The sequence below is a fragment of the Isoptericola hypogeus genome (assembly GCF_039531145.1).
GTDB classification, from domain to species: Bacteria; Actinomycetota; Actinomycetes; order Actinomycetales; family Cellulomonadaceae; genus Isoptericola; species Isoptericola hypogeus.
In genome coordinates this window covers 24,491-40,302 of record NZ_BAAAPM010000008.1, presented here as the reverse complement: position 1 = coordinate 40,302, position 15,812 = coordinate 24,491, and the positions used below count along the sequence as shown (strand labels likewise).

The 15,812-nt window shown below is 74.2% G+C and carries 16 protein-coding genes; 11 read left to right on the top strand and 5 right to left on the bottom strand.

Annotated elements, in window-relative coordinates; genetic code table 11:
- Positions 1-26: 26 nt before the first annotated feature.
- Entirely contained in the window at positions 27-779 is a 753-nt protein-coding gene (gene fabG, locus ABD254_RS15895) for a 3-oxoacyl-ACP reductase FabG (protein ID WP_344249526.1), read from the bottom strand.
- Positions 780-1,132: 353 nt separating this feature from the next.
- On the opposite strand from fabG, the gene ABD254_RS15890 reads away from it, so the two are divergent.
- Genes ABD254_RS15890 through ABD254_RS15880 form a run of 3 tightly spaced genes read left to right on the top strand, consistent with a single transcriptional unit; the run spans position 1,133 to position 2,906 of the window.
- Positions 1,133-1,612, top strand: a complete 480-nt coding sequence (locus tag ABD254_RS15890) for a DUF3099 domain-containing protein (protein ID WP_344249524.1) — start codon at positions 1,133-1,135, stop codon at positions 1,610-1,612.
- The gene (locus ABD254_RS15885; protein ID WP_344249522.1) at positions 1,612-1,896 is read left to right on the top strand and encodes a hypothetical protein; all 285 of its coding nucleotides are present in this window, start codon (positions 1,612-1,614) and stop codon (positions 1,894-1,896) included. Before ABD254_RS15890 ends, ABD254_RS15885 begins: the two co-directional genes overlap by 1 nt.
- Positions 1,893-2,906: an SURF1 family cytochrome oxidase biogenesis protein gene (locus ABD254_RS15880; RefSeq protein WP_344249520.1), complete on the top strand. Its 1,014-nt coding sequence runs from the start codon at positions 1,893-1,895 to the stop codon at positions 2,904-2,906. Before ABD254_RS15885 ends, ABD254_RS15880 begins: the two co-directional genes overlap by 4 nt.
- Here ABD254_RS15880 and ABD254_RS15875 read toward each other — a convergent pair.
- Together ABD254_RS15875 and ABD254_RS15870 are read right to left on the bottom strand one after the other, a co-directional pair.
- On the bottom strand, positions 2,879-4,477 hold the full coding sequence (locus ABD254_RS15875; protein ID WP_344249518.1) for an ABC-F family ATP-binding cassette domain-containing protein: 1,599 nt from the start codon (positions 4,475-4,477) through the stop codon (positions 2,879-2,881). The two genes, ABD254_RS15880 and ABD254_RS15875, sit on opposite strands and share 28 nt — an antisense overlap.
- A 120-nt stretch (positions 4,478-4,597) precedes the next feature.
- Positions 4,598-5,311, bottom strand: coding sequence for a Type 1 glutamine amidotransferase-like domain-containing protein (locus tag ABD254_RS15870; RefSeq protein WP_344249516.1), 714 nt, complete (start codon positions 5,309-5,311; stop codon positions 4,598-4,600).
- Positions 5,312-5,408: 97 nt separating this feature from the next.
- Here ABD254_RS15870 and ABD254_RS15865 point away from each other — a divergent pair, with 97 nt between their 5' ends.
- From ABD254_RS15865 to ABD254_RS15855, 3 genes are all read left to right on the top strand, one after another.
- Complete coding sequence (locus ABD254_RS15865) at positions 5,409-6,887, top strand: DUF2809 domain-containing protein (RefSeq protein WP_344249514.1); 1,479 nt, start codon at positions 5,409-5,411, stop codon at positions 6,885-6,887.
- Positions 6,888-6,986: 99 nt separating this feature from the next.
- Positions 6,987-7,631, top strand: a complete 645-nt coding sequence (locus ABD254_RS15860; protein WP_344249512.1) for a dihydrofolate reductase family protein — start codon at positions 6,987-6,989, stop codon at positions 7,629-7,631.
- Between the two features lie 122 nt (positions 7,632-7,753).
- Positions 7,754-8,362, top strand: a complete 609-nt coding sequence (locus ABD254_RS15855; RefSeq protein ID WP_344249510.1) for a DUF2231 domain-containing protein — start codon at positions 7,754-7,756, stop codon at positions 8,360-8,362.
- 22 nt (positions 8,363-8,384) lie between these two features.
- Here the strand turns inward: ABD254_RS15855 and ABD254_RS15850 are convergent, their stop codons facing one another.
- Together ABD254_RS15850 and ABD254_RS15845 are read right to left on the bottom strand one after the other, a co-directional pair.
- On the bottom strand, positions 8,385-9,383 hold the full coding sequence (locus ABD254_RS15850; protein ID WP_344249508.1) for an FUSC family protein: 999 nt from the start codon (positions 9,381-9,383) through the stop codon (positions 8,385-8,387).
- Positions 9,384-9,605: 222 nt separating this feature from the next.
- On the bottom strand, positions 9,606-10,646 hold the full coding sequence (locus ABD254_RS15845) for a LacI family DNA-binding transcriptional regulator (protein WP_344249506.1): 1,041 nt from the start codon (positions 10,644-10,646) through the stop codon (positions 9,606-9,608).
- Positions 10,647-10,804: 158 nt separating this feature from the next.
- On the opposite strand from ABD254_RS15845, the gene ABD254_RS15840 reads away from it, so the two are divergent.
- The 5 genes from ABD254_RS15840 to ABD254_RS15820 are packed head-to-tail and all read left to right on the top strand — an operon-like array spanning position 10,805 to position 15,699.
- Positions 10,805-12,049 (top strand): amino acid ABC transporter substrate-binding protein, encoded by a 1,245-nt coding sequence (locus tag ABD254_RS15840; RefSeq protein WP_344249504.1) that lies wholly within the window; start codon positions 10,805-10,807, stop codon positions 12,047-12,049.
- A gap of 4 nt (positions 12,050-12,053) precedes the next feature.
- On the top strand, positions 12,054-12,938 hold the full coding sequence (locus tag ABD254_RS15835; protein ID WP_344249502.1) for a branched-chain amino acid ABC transporter permease: 885 nt from the start codon (positions 12,054-12,056) through the stop codon (positions 12,936-12,938).
- Positions 12,922-14,172 carry a branched-chain amino acid ABC transporter permease gene (locus tag ABD254_RS15830; RefSeq protein ID WP_344249500.1) on the top strand — a complete coding sequence of 417 codons (1,251 nt, stop codon included), beginning with the start codon at positions 12,922-12,924 and terminating at the stop codon, positions 14,170-14,172. The genes ABD254_RS15835 and ABD254_RS15830 overlap by 17 nt, the downstream gene beginning before the upstream one ends.
- Positions 14,169-14,924 carry an ABC transporter ATP-binding protein gene (locus ABD254_RS15825; protein ID WP_344249498.1) on the top strand — a complete coding sequence of 252 codons (756 nt, stop codon included), beginning with the start codon at positions 14,169-14,171 and terminating at the stop codon, positions 14,922-14,924. Before ABD254_RS15830 ends, ABD254_RS15825 begins: the two co-directional genes overlap by 4 nt.
- The gene (locus tag ABD254_RS15820) at positions 14,917-15,699 is read left to right on the top strand and encodes an ABC transporter ATP-binding protein (RefSeq protein WP_344249496.1); all 783 of its coding nucleotides are present in this window, start codon (positions 14,917-14,919) and stop codon (positions 15,697-15,699) included. Before ABD254_RS15825 ends, ABD254_RS15820 begins: the two co-directional genes overlap by 8 nt.
- Positions 15,700-15,812 lie beyond the last annotated feature (113 nt).

Below are 15,812 nucleotides of genomic sequence, written 5' to 3'. Positions count from 1 at the left end.
CCGCCGGGGGGAGGCGAGCGGCTGGGTCAGTGCCCCATGCCGAGGCCGCCGTCGACCGGGACGACCGCGCCGGAGACATAGGCGGCCGCGTCGGACGCGAGGAACTCGACGACTCCGGCGACCTCGTCGGTGGCGGCGAACCGCCCGGCGGGGATCGACGCCTTGTACTGCTGCTGGGTCGCCTCGGGCAGGGCGGCCGTCATGTCCGTCTCGACGAAGCCGGGCGCGACGACGTTCGCCGTGATCCCGCGGCCCCCGAGCTCCCGCGTGATGGACCGGGCCATGCCCACCAGCGCGGCCTTGGACGACGAGTAGTTGACCTGGCCCGGGCCGCCGTACAGGCCCACGACCGACCCGACCAGCACGATGCGGCCCTTGCGCGCCCGGATCATGCCCTTCGAGGCGCGCCGCACGCACCGGAACGTGCCCGTGAGGTTGACGTCGAGCACGGTCTCGAACTCCTCGTCGCTCATGCGCATGAGCAGCTGGTCGCGGGTCACGCCCGCGTTGGCGACGAGCACCTCGACCGGCCCGAGCGTCTTCTCGATCTCGGCGAAGGCGGCGTCGACGGCGGCGCTGTCGGTCACGTCGGCGACGAAGCCGTGCACGCCGGCGGGCAGCTCACCGCTGCGGTAGAGCGTGGCGACCGTGTCCCCCGCGGCGACGAAGCGCTCCGCGATGGTGCGGCCGATGCCGCGCGCGGCGCCGGTCACGACGACGACGCGGCCGGTCGGACCGGTGGCTGCAGTCTCGGGCGGCGTGGCGGGGGCGTCGGTCACGGTGTGGTCTCCTCGGTCGGCGGACGGTCTGCGGGTGGGTGCGTCGGGCCCGCGCTGGTCGGCGGCGCGGCCGGCCGTCGTGCGCCGGGGCCCCGAGGCACCCGGACGACGGTACCCCGCGCCAGGCCCCCGGCCTGGTCGCGACGAGCCACAGGAGACCTCGGCCGTTTGTCGGATCCCTACAACCCTCGCGGGACGGGTCCGGCCGCGGCCGACCCCCGCCGGGCGCGCTCCGGCGCTGGTCGGGAGCGGGTGGGCGGCGGGTCGGGGGCGGGTCGGCGGCGGGTCGGCGGCGGGTCGGCGGCGGGTCGGGGGCGGGTCGGGGGCGAGGTCGAGCGCCGTAGACTGGCCGGGTGAGCAACGCCCACGCGACCTCGCCCGGGCCGCTCCCGTCGGGGCACCGCCGGCCGGCAGGGGGTCAGCACGTCGAGGTCCCCTCGATCACGAGCGCCCCCGAGACGCTCGCCGAAGACCAGGCCCGCCGCACGCGCCGGTACCTGGTGCAGATGGGCCTGCGCCTCGTCCTCTTCCTCGCCGCGATCTTCCTCGCCAAGGGTGTGCTGTGGCTGCAGCTGGTGCTCCTCGGCTTCGCCGTGGTGCTCCCCTACTCCGCGGTCCTGTTCGCCAACGCGGGCCGCGACCGCGTCTCCTACGACACGTCGCCCGTGACGCCCCGCGCGCCCGCCGCCCTGCCCCGGACGCCGTCGGCCGAGGCCGACGGCCGCGTCGTCGAGCACCGCGTCGTCGAGCACGAGGACGACGCGACCGGCGACGAGGCGACCGGCGACGAGGCGACCGGCAGGCCCGGACGCACCGAGGGGACGGACCGCTGATGGACGTGCTCGGGCTCGGCGCCGACCCCGTGGCCGGCGAGCTGGTCTGCTCCGCGAAGGGCTGCCGCTCCGAGGCCCGCTGGGGCCTGCTGTGGAACAACCCCCGCCTGCACACCCCCGAGCGGCGCAAGGTCTGGCTCGCCTGCGACGACCACCGCGAGCACCTCGAGCAGTTCCTCGGGGCCCGGTCGTTCTGGAAGCAGACCGTCCCCGTCACCGACCTCGACCGCGCGACCGACCAGGGACCCGACGTGCCGACCGACCAGGAGCCCGGCCGAGCGTGAGCACCTCGACGACGCCCGCGCCCGAGGCCGCGCCCGCCCCGGCGGCGCCCCGCACCCGGCGCCAGTGGATCACCCTCGGTCTCGCCGCGGTGCTGCTCGCCGCCCTGTGCGTGCTCGCCGCCTTCTGGCAGTGGCACCGCTACACCGACCGCGAGGCGCAGATCGACCTCGTCGAGGCCAACTACGCCGCCGAGCCCGTCCCGCTGGGCGACGTCGTGCCCGCCGCGGGTTCGACGCTCGCCGGCGACGACGTGTGGCACCCGGCCGTCGCCACCGGCACCTACCGGCCCCAGGACACCGTGCTGCTGCGCAACCGCCCGGTGGGCGGCAAGCCGGGCTTCCATGTGCTCGTCCCGTTCGAGACCACCGCCGGAGACGGGTCCCGGCTCGTGCTCGTCGTGGACCGCGGCTTCGTCCCGCTGGGCGAGGACGCGAGCTCGCCCTCGTCCGTGCCCGCGCCGCCCGAGGGCGACGTCGAGGTCGTGCTGACGATGCGCGCCGACGAGCCGGCGTCGGGCCGCGGGGCGCCCGCCGGACAGGTGCAGGCGATCAGCACCGACCAGGTGCTCGCCGCGGGCGCGGACGGCGCGGCGTGGGCCGACGGCGCGACGGCCGGCGCGTACGGGCAGCTGCGCAGCGAGGACCCGGCGCCCGCGACGACCCTCGGCGCGCTGCCGGAGCCGGACACGGACCCGGGCTCGCACCTCAGCTACACCGTGCAGTGGTGCATCTTCGCCCTGGGCGCCGTCGGCGGCTACGTGGTGCTGTGGCGCCGCGAGACGCGGCCCGTGACGGTCACCGCCGGGGACCTCCTGGCCGCGGGCGGCCCCGACCCGGACCCGGACGGCACCCCGGGGGCCGGGGTGCGCGCCCGCCGCGCGCCGCGCCGTCGCGTCGACGAGGACTACGAGGACGCCCTCCTCGACGCCGCTCACGAGCAGCCGCCGCCAGCCGGCGCGGAGGCCGGCCGGCGCGAGGCGCGTCAGGCCAGCGACACCAGCTCGGCGTAGTCGTCCGACCAGAGGTCCTCGTCGCCGTCCGGCAGCAGGAGCACGCGGTCGGGCTCGAGCGCGTCCACGGCACCGTCGTCGTGCGTGACCATGACGACCGCGCCCTCGTACGTGTTGAGCGCGCCGAGGATCTCCGCGCGCGACGCCGGGTCGAGGTTGTTCGTGGGCTCGTCGAGGAGCAGGACGTTCGCGCTCGAGACGACGAGGGTCGCGAGGGCGAGGCGTGTCTTCTCCCCGCCGGAGAGCACGTGCGCGGGCTTCTCGGCGTCGTCCCCGCTGAACAGGAACGAGCCGAGCACCGAGCGCACCTGCGTGTCGGTGAGGTCGGGGGCGGCGTGCCGCAGGTTCTCCACGACGGTCGCGTCCATGTCCAGGGTGTCGTGCTCCTGGGCGTAGTACCCGATCTTCAGCCCGTGCCCGGGCACGACCCGGCCCGTGTCGGACTCCTCGACCCCCGCGAGGATGCGCAGCAGCGTCGTCTTGCCGGCGCCGTTGAACCCGAGCACGACGACGCGCGACCCGCGGTCGATCGCGAGGTCGACCCCGGCGAAGACCTCCTGCGAGCCGTAGCTCTTGGACAGCTCCTCGGCGGTGAGCGGGGTGCGGCCGCACGGAGCCGGCTTCGGGAACCGCAGGTGCGCGACCTTGTCGGCGCGCCGCTCCCCCTCGAGGCCGGACATCATGCGCTCGGCGCGCTTCATCATGTTCTGCGCGGCCGTCGCCTTGGTGGCCTTGGCGCGCATCTTGTCGGCCTGCGCGAGCAGCACGCCCGCCTTCTTCTCGGCGTTGGCGCGCTCGCGACGACGGCGGCGCTCGTCCTGCTCGCGCTGGGCGATGTAGGCGTCCCAGCCGAGGTTGTACTGGTCCAGCTCGCCGCGGTTCGCGTCCAGGTGGAAGACCTTGTTCACGGTGGCGCGCAGGAGCTCGACGTCGTGGCTGATGACGATGAACCCGCCCGAGTACGACTTGAGGTAGTCGCGCAGCCAGACGATGGAGTCGGCGTCGAGGTGGTTGGTGGGCTCGTCGAGCAGCAGCGTCTCCACCCCGGAGAACAGGATGCGGGCGAGCTCGATGCGGCGCCGCTGGCCGCCCGACAGCGTGTTCAGCGGTTGGGCGAGCACGCGGTCGTCGAGGCCGAGGTTGCTGGTGATGCGGTGCGCCTCGGACTCCGCGGAGTAGCCGCCGGCGGCGAGGAAGCGGGCCTCGAGCTTGGGGTACCGCTCGAGCGCCGCGTTCTGCGTCTCCGGGTCGGCGGACGCCATGAGGCCCTCGGTCTCGCGCATCTGCGAGACGATCCGGTCGAGGCCGCGGGCGCTGAGCACGCGGTCCATCGCGACGACCTCGAGGTCGCCGGTCCGGGGGTCCTGCGGGAGGTAGCCGATGTCCGTGCCGCGCGTGATCTTCCCGCCCGTCGGCAGCGTGTCCCCCGCGAGCGTCTTGGTGAGCGTCGTCTTGCCCGCACCGTTGCGGCCGACGAGGCCGATGCGGTCGCCGGCGGCGACGCGGAACGTGGCCTCGTGCAGCAGGACGCGGGCGCCGAAACGCAGCTCGACGCCGTGGGCGGTGATCAAGGCAGGGGTGTCCTTCGGAAAGATGGTGGGGGCCTCGGACAGTCTAGGCCGCCCGTGGGCACCTCACGAGGACCTAGGTCACACCAGGGCAGGGTCTCGCGGCGCGGTGCCCCGGCAGGGTCAGGACGACGCGCGGAGGTACCGCGCCGGGACCGGGGTCTCGGTCGCGCGGTCGCCGTCCCGCTCGACGCGGAAGACGGGCCGGTCGGGCCGCTCGCACACGGCCTCCACGAGCTCGCCGTCCACGAACCACACCGCCGCGTACTCGTCGACGGCGTAGCCATCGGCCAGGACGCCGTCGCCGACCCAGCCGAGGTACTTCTCCCGTCGTCCCGGCTCGCCGAGATAGTGCGGGCAGGCGCTCCCGGCGACGAACCCGAGACCGTCGCGCAACGGCGCGAGCGGGCCGAAGGAGTCGGTCGACGAGCCGTCGAACCAGCAGTTCATCCCCGCGCTGATGCCGGCGAGGATCGTCCCGTTCGCCGCCGCCTTCTCCAGCACGCCGGGGAGCCCGTGCAGGCGCCACAGCGCGAGCAGGTTCGCCGTCGACCCGCCGCCGACGTACACGACGTCCTGGTCGAGCAGCATCGTGGGGTCGGAGTAGCCCCAGGGGTCCTGGCAGAACAGCGACAGCACCGACGTCTCGGCCCGCCCGGCAAACGCGGCCTCGAACCGCCGCGCGTATATGCCGGCGTCGCCGCTCGCCGTCGGGACGAAACACACCTTCGGCACGGGCTTCCCTGTGAGGTCGAGCAGGTGGTCGTCGATGGCGGAGGCCCCGTCGTCGGACATCGAGAAGCCGCCGCCGCCCAGCGCGAGAACCGTTCCGATCATGGGTCGCACCCTACGGAGCGGCCGCCGTCCGGCGCTCCCCTTATTGCGGACGGCCGCTCCCGGCGGCCCGCTCGGTCGCGATCGGTAAGGTTCGCGGGTGACACGCACCCCCCGCACGGCGTCGGCCCTCCTCGCCGTCGTCGTGGTCCTCGCCGGGCTCGGCGGCCGCACCGTGCTGTCCCCGGAGATCGGCGGGCCGCTCGGTGACGCGCTCTTCGCCACGCTCGTCGTGCTGCTCGTGGCGCTGGTCCGCCCGCGCACGACGCCGGTCGTGGCCACCGTCGTCGGCCTCGCCGTGTGCGCGGCGATCGAGCTGTCGCACCTCACCGACGTCCCGGCGCAGGTGCTCGAGCGCCTCCCGGCCGCGCGGTACGCGCTCGGCACGACGTTCGGCGCGTCGGACCTGGCCTGGTACGCGCTCGGCGCGGTGGTGGGCGGGGCGCTCCTCGCCGTCGTGACCCCGCGGCCGCGTGTGGTCGACCTGTCGCTGCGGCACGGTCGGGTGCCGCACGCGCCGAGGCGGCGCGCGAGGTTCGCCGTGCCCGTCGTGCTCGGGACGGCGCTCCTGGTCGCGACGGGCGGCGTCGGATGGTTCGTGTGGACCGAGTCGCAGGACCTGACCGCTCAGGTCGCCGTGGCGCAGGACGCGCTCGACGACTCTGCGGGCAGGGTGGCGGACGACGCCGTCCGGACGGACCTGGCCGCGGCGATCGACGACGCCGACGCCCTGCTGGGCTCGACGCCGGTCCTCGGGCGGCTGCCGGGGGACGCCGCCCGGGCGCGCGAGGAGCTCGAGCGCGACACCGCGGGCGTGGAGCGCTCCCGGCTGGCGTTCGCCCTCGCCGAGGCGAGCGTCGCCCGGGACGCGCTGGGGCCGGTGACCCGCCGGGCCGAGCGCGTGCTGGCCGCGACCGACGAGCTCGCCGAGGCCGGCCAGGGCGCCGCCGAGGCGGACAGGTCCGCGGTGCGCGACGCCCTCGCGACGGCGGACGAGGCGCTCGACGCCGCACGGTCGGACCGGCTCGAGGCGGAGGACGCCACCGGGGTGGAGGGCGCCGCCGCGAGCCTGGCCGCGGGCCGCGACGAGCTCGACACCGCCACCACGAACCTCATGACCGCGCAGGACGCCGTCGTCTGCCCCGAACCCGACCAGGTCTGGTTCCCGCAGGCCGGGAAGCTCGCCGCGGACAGGCTCGCGCCGATCCCGTGGGCGCCCGAGCACGCCGTGCGCGCCGACGTGCTGGACGACCTCGTGGCGCTCGACGAGGCGTACCTGGCGCAGTTCGGCGAGCACCTGACCGTCAACTCCGCGTACCGCGACCTCGCCCAGCAGGTCGAGGTGTACAACCCCGACGACCCCAACCCGCTGGCCGCGCCGCCCGGCTGCTCGAACCACGGGCTGGGCACCGCCGTCGACCTGAGCATGGGCCCCGAGGGGTTCGACAGCCCGCGGTACGCCTGGCTGAAGGAGCACGCCGAGCAGCACGGCTGGACCCACCCCGACTGGGCCGAACCCGGCGGCCGGCTCCCGGAGCCGTGGCACTGGCAGTCGGTCGGGACGCCGGTCGAGTACTGAGCGGCCGAGGCTCGCGCGACGCCCGGACGCGCGCCGATGAGTCGGCCGCCGTCCGCGGGTCTGCACCCCATCACCCGCCGACACGACCGGGAGCAGACCATGGGCCTCATCCAGATCGAGATGTTCGCCACCCTCGACCTCGTCGCGCAGGCGCCTGGCGGTCCGGACGAGGACCCGGCCGGGTTCCCGTTCGGCGGCTGGCAGGCGCCGCTGCTGGACGAGGTCGCCGGGGAATGGATCCAGGCCGCGTACGACGAGGGGACGGACGCCCTCCTGCTCGGACGGCGGACCTACGACATCTTCGCCGCCTACTGGCCTCACCAGTCCGGCGGCCAGGACGGCGACATCGCCACGCTCTTCAACCGCGTCCCCAAGTACGTCGCCTCGCGCGGCAACCCGCAGCTCGACTGGGCCAGGTCCGTGCTGCTGGGCCCGGACCTGGCCGCGGCGGTGCGCGAGGTCCGCGACCGGCACGAACGGATCCGGGTCGTCGGGAGCCTCGACCTCGTGCAGACGCTCCTGCGCGAGAAGCTCTTCGACCGCCTCGACCTGTGGGTGCACCCGATCGTGCTCGGCGTGGGCAAGAAGGTGTTCGACGGCGGGGCGGTGCCGACGAACCTCACGCTCCTCCAGCCGCCGGCCGCGAGCCCGAAGGGCACCGTGTACCTGCGGTACGGTCTCGCCGGCGGCACTCCGGCCACGGGCGACATGGCCGCACCCGACCGCGGCGTCGGGCAGGCGTGACGATCGCCGCCACGCCGCCGCCCGGGCGCGAGCGGGCGAACGCCGTCCTAGTTTCGGGAGTGAGGTCCGACGAGCGGCTTCGAGCCCAGGAGCGCTCCGCCCTCCCGGCCACGAGGAGACCCATGCCCGACGACGGCCCCCTGTCCGCCCCGCTCGCGCGCGGTGCCACCCGGCTCGAGACCGAGCCCCGGCTCGACCCCCTGGCGCAAGGACTCGGCCGGCTCGCCGAGGCCGTCGTGCCGCCACCGGGCCGCCTGCACGACGAGCTGCGCGGGCGCTCCCTGGGCCACCCGGCGCACGCCGTGCTCACCGACCTCCCTTTGGGGCTCTGGATCGGCGCCGCGGCGCTCGACGTCACGCGTCCCGAGGGCCACGAGGCCGCCGCCCGCCGGCTCGTGGGGCTCGGGCTGCTCAGCGCCGCGCCCACCGTCCTCGCGGGGCTGGCCGACTTCCGCGCCCTCACTGCACCTGCGCGGCGCGTCGCCGCCGTCCACGCGGCGGCCAACGCCACGGGGAACCTGCTGGTCGGCGCGTCGTGGTGGGCCCGGCGGTCGGGGCGCCACCGGCTGGGGCGCCTGCTGACCGCCGCGGGTCTCGGCGCGGCCGGCGTCGGCGGCTATCTCGGCGGGCACATCGCCCAGACGATGCGCGAGCCCGTCGCCGTCCCCGACGGCGGGCACGACGGGCACGACGGCGGGCACGACGGCGGGACCCTCCCGACGACCGGGTGAGCGCCGCGCCGCGGGCGGGGGCTCAGGCCGCCAGCGCGTCGACGGCCCGGCGCAGCACGACCACGAGGGCTCCGGCCACCAGGTGGACGTCGCTCGCCCCGTCCCGCGTGGACGCGACGACGTCCCGCAGCTCGTCGACCGCCTCCGCGAAGCGCGTCGCGGACGCCCGCTCCTCCGCGTCGGTCTCGGCGGGCCGCAGCGCGCCGGCGAACGCCTGCAGCGCGACGGCGAAGGTGGGTCGCAGCCGCGGGCCCAGCGCGACGTCGTCGCGTCCCTCGCCCTCCCAGGTGACGAGGAGGCGCACGACCTCGTCGACCACCTCCGCCGCCGTGCCGAGCTCGCGCGCACGGCGGTCCTGGCGGGCCGCGCGGTCACCGTCGTGCCGCGCCCTGCGGTTGGCACGCGCCGCCTCGCGCATCTGCGCCAGCGCGACGCGCGCCTGCTCGATCGTGGGGTCGAGCGCCCGGCGCCGTCGTTCCCACTCGTCGGGCTCGAGCGGTCCGGTGTCCTCGAGCCAGGCGGAGAGCGCCTCGACCTGCTCCACGAGCCCGTCCCGCAGCCGGTCGAGCGCGAGCTCCGACGGCGTGACCGGCAGCGGCGGGAGCAGCAGGTTGACGCACACGCCGATCGCCGCGCCCACGACGACCAGCCCGGCGTAGGCACCGACGTACACCAGCTCGTCGCCGTTGCCGAGGATGAGGACGAAGATTGCCGACGTCGGCGCCCAGCCGCCCATCTCCCCGAGCACCCGCCACCCGGCGCACAGCAGCGCGGCGCCGACCGCGATCGCGACCCCGAACGGGCTAGGCAGGGGCAGCACCTGGGCCACGAGCCCGATGCCAGCGCCGACGAGCAGCGCGCCGATCGCCTGGAGCGACTCGCGCACGGAGCGCGCCACCGTGCTGGTCGTCGCGACGACCGCGCCGAGCGGGGCGTAGTACGGGTACTCGGAGAACGGCGCGGGAGCGAGGACACCGACGAGCCACGCGAGGCAGGCCGCGAGCGCCCCTTTGCCAGCCATCGACCAGCGGGGGTGGCGCACCCATGCCCGTCGGACAGCCCTCGGGCGCGCCTCGACGGCGATCACCGCGAGCCGTCCCGCCCTTCTCGGTCGGGGCGTCTCGGCCGTCCTGGGCGCGCGATGTCGGTCCACGCCCTGATGCTCGCCGCCGACGCCGATGCCCGCACCACGGACCGGGTCCGCGCTGGACAGCCGCGTGCTGAGGGGGCGGCGCCCAGGGTCTCACCGGGGCGGCGCCGTGGAGTCCCGGACGATCAACCCGTGGCCGGTCGGCTTCCGGCGCGGGCGCGCGGCGCGGGGCCGGAGCGCGAGCTCGAACGCGGTCGCGCCCATCTCCGACATGGGCAGGCGCGCGGTGGTGAGCGCGGGGGCGAGGTCCTGGGCGACCTGGATGTCGTCGAAGCCGGTCACGGACACGTCGTGGGGCACGGCGACGCCGCGTTCGCGCAGGAGCGAGAGCACGCCCGTCGCCATGGCGTCGTTGAGGGCGAGGATCGCCGTGGTCCCGGGATGCCGGTCGAGCACCTGACCGGCGGCGCTCCGCCCTCCCTCACGGGTGAACGGCGCGTACACGACGGGCAGCCCCTCCGGGTCGAGGCCGTGCGCGGAGACGGCGGCGCGGATGCCCCCGAGCCGGTCCGCGACGGTGCTGAGGTGGCTCGGGCCGGCGACGACCGCCATCCGGCGGTGCCCGAGCCCGAGCAGGTGCGCGGCGACGCTCTCCGCTGCCCCGATGTTGTCGGGCAGGACGGCGTCGCAGCGCAGGTGGTGGCGCCCGATGACGACCACGCGCCCGCCGCCGACCTGGAAGTCGTCGAGCTCGCGCGCGACCTCGGCCTCCATCGCCGGGTCCACGTAGCCGGACCCGGCGACGACGATGGCACCGACCCGGTGGGCCCGCATGACACGGACCTGGGCGGCCTCCGCGCTCGAGTCGCGCTCGGTGTGGCTGATCTGCACGCTCCACCCGTGCTCGGCGGCGGCGCCGACCACGCCGCTCGCGATCTCGGAGAAGTACGGGTCGCCGATCTCGTACACGAGCAGCCCGGCCACCGACGTCGTCCCCCCGGCGAGCGTGCGCGCGTGGGGGTTGGCGACGTACCCGAGCTCGGCGGCGACGTCGCGCACGCGGGCGGCGACGAGCTCGGAGACGCCGTCGCGGCTGGCCAGCGCCCGCGACGCGGTCGCCATCGACACGCCGGCCCGCCCCGCCACGTCGACGAGGCGGGGCTGGGACCGCACCGCGGCCGGTTCTCGACGCACCCACTGCTCCGTTCACCCGGGTTCGCTGTGACGCTTGCCACAGCCGATGCCCGTAATCTACGGTAGCGAAAGCGCTTACCGGAAGCGCTTACGTACCTCGGCTGCACACCCCGGGCAGCAGAGGGCCTCACTACGACGAAGTAGGGAGAGTCACCTCCATGTCCCCACTGACCACCCCGGTCCCCTCCCGGCGACGGAAGCTCGCCGCCGCAGCCGCCTGCCTGACCGCGTCGGCGCTCGTCCTGACCGCGTGCGCCGACGGTGGGGCGGGCGACGAAGGGTCGGACGACCCGATCGTCGTCGGCATCTCCCTGCCGCTCACCGGCGACTTCTCCGAGCCCGGCAAGGGCGTCCAGCGCGGCTACGAGGCCTGGGCGCAGTTCGTCAACGAGGACGGCGGCCTGCTCGGCCGGCAGGTCGAGCTGAAGATCCTCGACGACCAGTCCAACGCCGACCGCGTCGTGCAGGACTACGAGGCGCTCATCGCGCAGGACGAGGTCGACCTCGTCTTCGGGCCGTTCTCGACCCGCCTCGTCGTCCCGAGCGCCCGCGTCGCCGAGGAGTACGGGATGCTCTTCGTCGAGCCGGCCGGCGCCGCGGCGGAGGTGTTCGAGCAGGGCTTCGAGAACCTCTTCTACGCCGCCCCGGCGGTCGCGGACGACCACTACAACTACCTCGCGGACCACATCCTCGCGATGCCGGAGGGCGAGCGGCCCCAGACCGTCGCGGTCGCGTCGATGGACGACCCCTTCGCCCAGGGCACCGCCTACGGCCTGCGCGACAAGCTCGCCGAGGCGGGGCTCGAGATCGTGGTCGACGAGGTCTACCCGCCCAACACGACCGACTTCTCGTCCATCGCCGCGAAGATCAGCGACTCCGACGCGGACATGGTCATCGGCGGCACGCAGTACCAGGACGCGGTGAACCTCATCGTCGCGCTGCAGCAGCTGAACTACCAGCCGGACCTCGCCGCGTTCTCGACCGCGCCGACCAACCCCGAGTTCTCCGCCGCCATCGGCGCGAAGACCGAGGGCATCCTCTCGCCGACCGGCTACACCGAGACCGCGAGCTGGGAGTCCAACGTCGACTTCGTCGAGCGGTACACGGAGCTGCACGGCACCCCGCCCGGCGAGGACGAGGCGAACGCGTACACGACCGGGCAGGTCGTCGCGGCGGCGGTCGAGGCGGCCGGCTGCGCCGAGCAGGGCGAGTGCCAGCAGCAGCTCGTCGACTGGCTGCGCACCAACGAGGTCGAGACCGTCGTCGGGCCGCTGACCTGGGACGAGACCGGCAAGCCGCAGGGCGCGCACCTCATCCAGCAGTACGTGGACGGCGAGATCCAGATCGTCATGCCGGAGGACGCCCAGGAGGCGGACTTCATCCACCCGAAGCCGGAGTGGTGAGCACGTGACCACCACCCTCCTCTTCCAGAGCCTCGTGCTCGGCGTGCTGCTGGGAGGGCTCTACGCCCTCCTGGCGGCGGGCCTCACCCTCTACTTCGGCGTGATGCGCGTCGTGATGATCGCCCACTCGGCGTTCCTCATCCTCGCCGCGTACCTCGCGTGGTACTTCAACGAGCAGACCGGCATGGACCCGCTGCTCTCGCTCGTCGTGACGGTCCCGCTGTTCTTCGGGGTCGGCGTCGGCATGCAGCGGCTGCTCATCACACGGCTGCGACCGGTGACGCTCACCATGATGTCGGTGCTCCTCACGTTCGCCGTGGCGCTCTTCATCGAGGGCATGATCGGCTTCGTCTGGAGCGGCACCCAGCGGCGCATCCAGCTCCCGTACTCGGGTGCGAGCCTCGACTTCTTCGGGGCCCGGATCGCCGTCGTGAAGCTCGTCGCGTTCGGGCTGGCCGTCGTCTCGCTCGCCCTGCTGTACCTGGTCATGAAGCACACCCGGTTCGGCCAGGCGCTGCGCGCCACCATCCAGCACCGCGAGGCCGCCCAGCTCGTCGGGATCAAGACCGACCGGGTCGCCGGCTTCGGCTTCGGCCTGGGGCTCGCCACCGCCGCGATCGGCGGGACCGCGCTGTCGCTCGACGCGACGATCTACCCGTCGCTGCACTGGCACTGGATCGGCCCGCTCATGGCGATCATCGTCGTCGGCGGGCTGGGCTCCATCCCGGGTGCCGCGATCGCCGCCATGGTGCTCGGCATCGGCCAGAGCCTGCTCCAGGTGCCGCTCGGCACCACGTGGGCGCAGACCATCTTCTACGTCGCCCTCTTCGCGACGCTGATGCTGCGACCCCAGGGATTCTTCGGAGGTCGCCTTGCCCAACGCTTCTGACATCCGTCCCGCGGGCCGTCCCGCCAGCGCCGGCGGGGCGAGCAGCGCGGCGCCCGACGGCGCCGGCTCGGGCCCCGCGCCCGCCGCTCCCCCGACGCGCCGGCCCTGGGGCCGCGTCGTCCGCCTCGGCGCGCTCGTCGTCGGCGTGGCCCTGGTCCTCGCGTTCCCCGCGATGGCGCCCAACGCGTACATCCTGTCGGCGGGCATCGTCGTCGCGAGCTACGCGTGCACCGCGACCGCCTGGAACTTCATGGGCGGCTTCACCGGCTACGTCTCGCTCGGCCACGCGGCCTTCTTCGGGCTCGGCGCCTACGGCACCGGCCTGCTGATCCGCGACGTCGGGCTCCCCAGCTTCGTCGCATGGCTCGTCGCGGGCGTCCTCGTCCTGCTCGTCACGATCCCCGTGGGGATCGCGGCGCTGCGCGTGCGCGGCGCGTCGTTCGTGATCGTCTCGATCTCGTTCGTCCTCATCCTGCTGCTCGTCTTCCAGGCGTGGGGGTCGTTCACCGGCGGGTCCGACGGCCTCGTCGTCCCCCGCCCGTTCCCCGACCTGCTGCGGCCGGAGCACCACCAGGTGTTCTTCTACCTGTTCGCCGCGCTCCTCGCGGCCATGCTCGTCGCGTGGTGGGCGATCGACCGCTCACGGTTCGGCACCGGGCTCAAGGCCGTGCGCGAGGACGAGGACAAGGCCCAGGCGCTCGGCGTCCCGACGCGCAACTACAAGCTCGTCGCGTACGTCGTCTCGGCGACCTTCACCGGCCTCACGGGCGGCATGTACGCCCTCTGGTTCGGCGACCTGGACCCCATCTTCCAGTTCTCCATCATGCTCGGCTCCTACATGGTCCTCATGGCGCTCTTCGGCGGGGTCCGGCACCTGTTCGGCCCGCTGCTCGGGGCCGTCGTCGTCGGCACGGGCCTCGAGTACTTCAAGCTCGAGTTCGGCGACACCCAGTTCCACCTCGTCGCCACGGCCCTGCTGCTCGGCATCGTCGTCCTCTTCATGCCGGACGGCATCATCCCGGCCGCCCAGGGGATCCTCAAGCGGTTCGGCCCGCAGGACTCCTCGATCCGCGAGATGACCGCGGCCGAGCTCCTCGAGCGCAACCGTGCGGCGTCCGCCGCGACGTCCCCGGCCGACGGCGAGCCGCAGCCCGCGGCGCCGGCCGACGCCGGGCGCACCGAACGGCGCGGCGCCGCCCCGACCGCCGAGGCCACGAGAGAGGACGAGTCATGACGACGACGGCGCCACCGAGGACGCGCAACCTCGAGACCGTGGGGCTCACGAAGTCGTTCGGCGGCGTCCACGCCGTGCGCGACGCGACCGTGACGTTCCACCACGGCAAGATCAACGCCCTCATCGGCCCCAACGGGTCGGGCAAGACGACCTTCTTCAACTGCGTGACGGGGATGATCAAGCCCGACGCGGGGACGGTCACGTTCCACGGCGAGGACATCACGCGCAGGGCGCCGCACAAGATCGCGCGGGCCGGGATCGGCCGCAGCTTCCAGCTCTGCCGCATCTTCCCCCGCATGACCGTGCTGGAGAACATGCTCGTCGCGGTCCGCCGGACGAAGACCCGCGAGCTCCTCAAGGGGGCGCGCAACCCGGAGGAGATCGACAAGGCCCGCGCGCTGCTCGTGCGGGTCGGCATCGACCACCTCGAGAACATCGAGGCCCGCAACCTGTCCTACGGCCAGCAGAAGCTGCTCGAGCTCGCGGGCGTCCTCATGGGCGACCCCGACACGATCATGCTCGACGAGCCCGCCGGCGGCGTGAACCCGGCCCTGGTCGGCCGGATCGGGACGCTGGTGCAGGACCTCAACGCCGAGGGCAAGACGTTCCTCGTCGTCGAGCACAACATGGACATGGTCATGAGCCTGTCCCACCACGTCATCGTGTTCGACCGGGGCCGCCCCATCGCCGAGGGCAGTCCCGCCGTCGTGCAGTCGGACCCGCGAGTCCTGGAGGCCTACCTTGGTGTCTGACCGGACCCCCGATCCCGGGGCGAAGCAGGAGTGCCTCCTCGAGCTGGACGACATCCAGGCCGGCTACGGCCGGGCGGCGATGGTGCTGCGCGGGCTGACGATCCGGGTCCCGGCCGCGACGGTCGTGTGCCTCGTCGGCCCGAACGGGGCCGGCAAGTCCACCGTCCTGAAGGTCGCGAGCGGCCTGCTCAAGCCGCGGTCCGGACGGGTCCTCGTCGGCGGCCGGGACGTCACCGGCCAGGGGCCGCAGGAGATGCTGTCGTCCGGGCTGGCGCACGTGCTGCAGGGCCACAGCGTCTTCCGCGAGATGACGGTCGCAGAGAACGTGCTGCTCGGCGCCTACTCGATCCGGGACCGGGCGAAGGTGGCCGAGCGGGTCGAGTTCGTGCAGAACCTCTTCCCGATCGTCGGCGAGCGGTGGAAGCAGCTCGCCGGCCTGCTGTCCGGCGGGCAGCAGAAGCAGGTGGAGTTCGCCCGGTCCCTCATGGTCAGCCCGCAGGTCGTGCTCCTCGACGAGCCGTCGATGGGTCTCGACCCCAAGACGACCGCGACCGTGTTCGAGCAGGTGGTCCGGATGCGCGACGCGGGTGTCGCCGTGCTCCTCGTGGAGCAGAACGCCCGTCGCGCCCTCGAGACGGCCGACATCGGCTGCGTCCTCGACCTCGGCCGGGTCCACATCACCGGGCCCGCCCCCGAGCTCCTCGCCGACCCGCAGCTCTCCGAGCTGTACCTCGGCGGGCGGCCGTCCGGTTCCCCGGTCACGACGAACGGGTGACCCGGCCACGCACGCGCGCCGGCCGACGACCCTGACCGTCGCGGCCGGTGCCGTCGCGCCCCGGCGCCGCCCGGGGCGTGACGGCCTCATCTCCCGCGGGACGCGATGCCGCG

What these genes read in the sequence shown, in the direction of transcription:
- ABD254_RS15885 (WP_344249522.1), top strand. Translation starts at nt 1,612, where the DNA reads ATGGACGTGCTCGGGCTCGGCGCCGACCCCGTGGCCGGCGAGCTGGTC.
- ABD254_RS15870 (WP_344249516.1), bottom strand. Translation starts at nt 5,311, where the DNA reads ATGATCGGAACGGTTCTCGCGCTGGGCGGCGGCGGCTTCTCGATGTCC.
- ABD254_RS15860 (WP_344249512.1), top strand. Translation starts at nt 6,987, where the DNA reads ATGGGCCTCATCCAGATCGAGATGTTCGCCACCCTCGACCTCGTCGCG.
- ABD254_RS15855 (WP_344249510.1), top strand. Translation starts at nt 7,754, where the DNA reads ATGCCCGACGACGGCCCCCTGTCCGCCCCGCTCGCGCGCGGTGCCACC.
- ABD254_RS15850 (WP_344249508.1), bottom strand. Translation starts at nt 9,383, where the DNA reads ATGGCTGGCAAAGGGGCGCTCGCGGCCTGCCTCGCGTGGCTCGTCGGT.
- ABD254_RS15840 (WP_344249504.1), top strand. Translation starts at nt 10,805, where the DNA reads ATGTCCCCACTGACCACCCCGGTCCCCTCCCGGCGACGGAAGCTCGCC.
- ABD254_RS15825 (WP_344249498.1), top strand. Translation starts at nt 14,169, where the DNA reads ATGACGACGACGGCGCCACCGAGGACGCGCAACCTCGAGACCGTGGGG.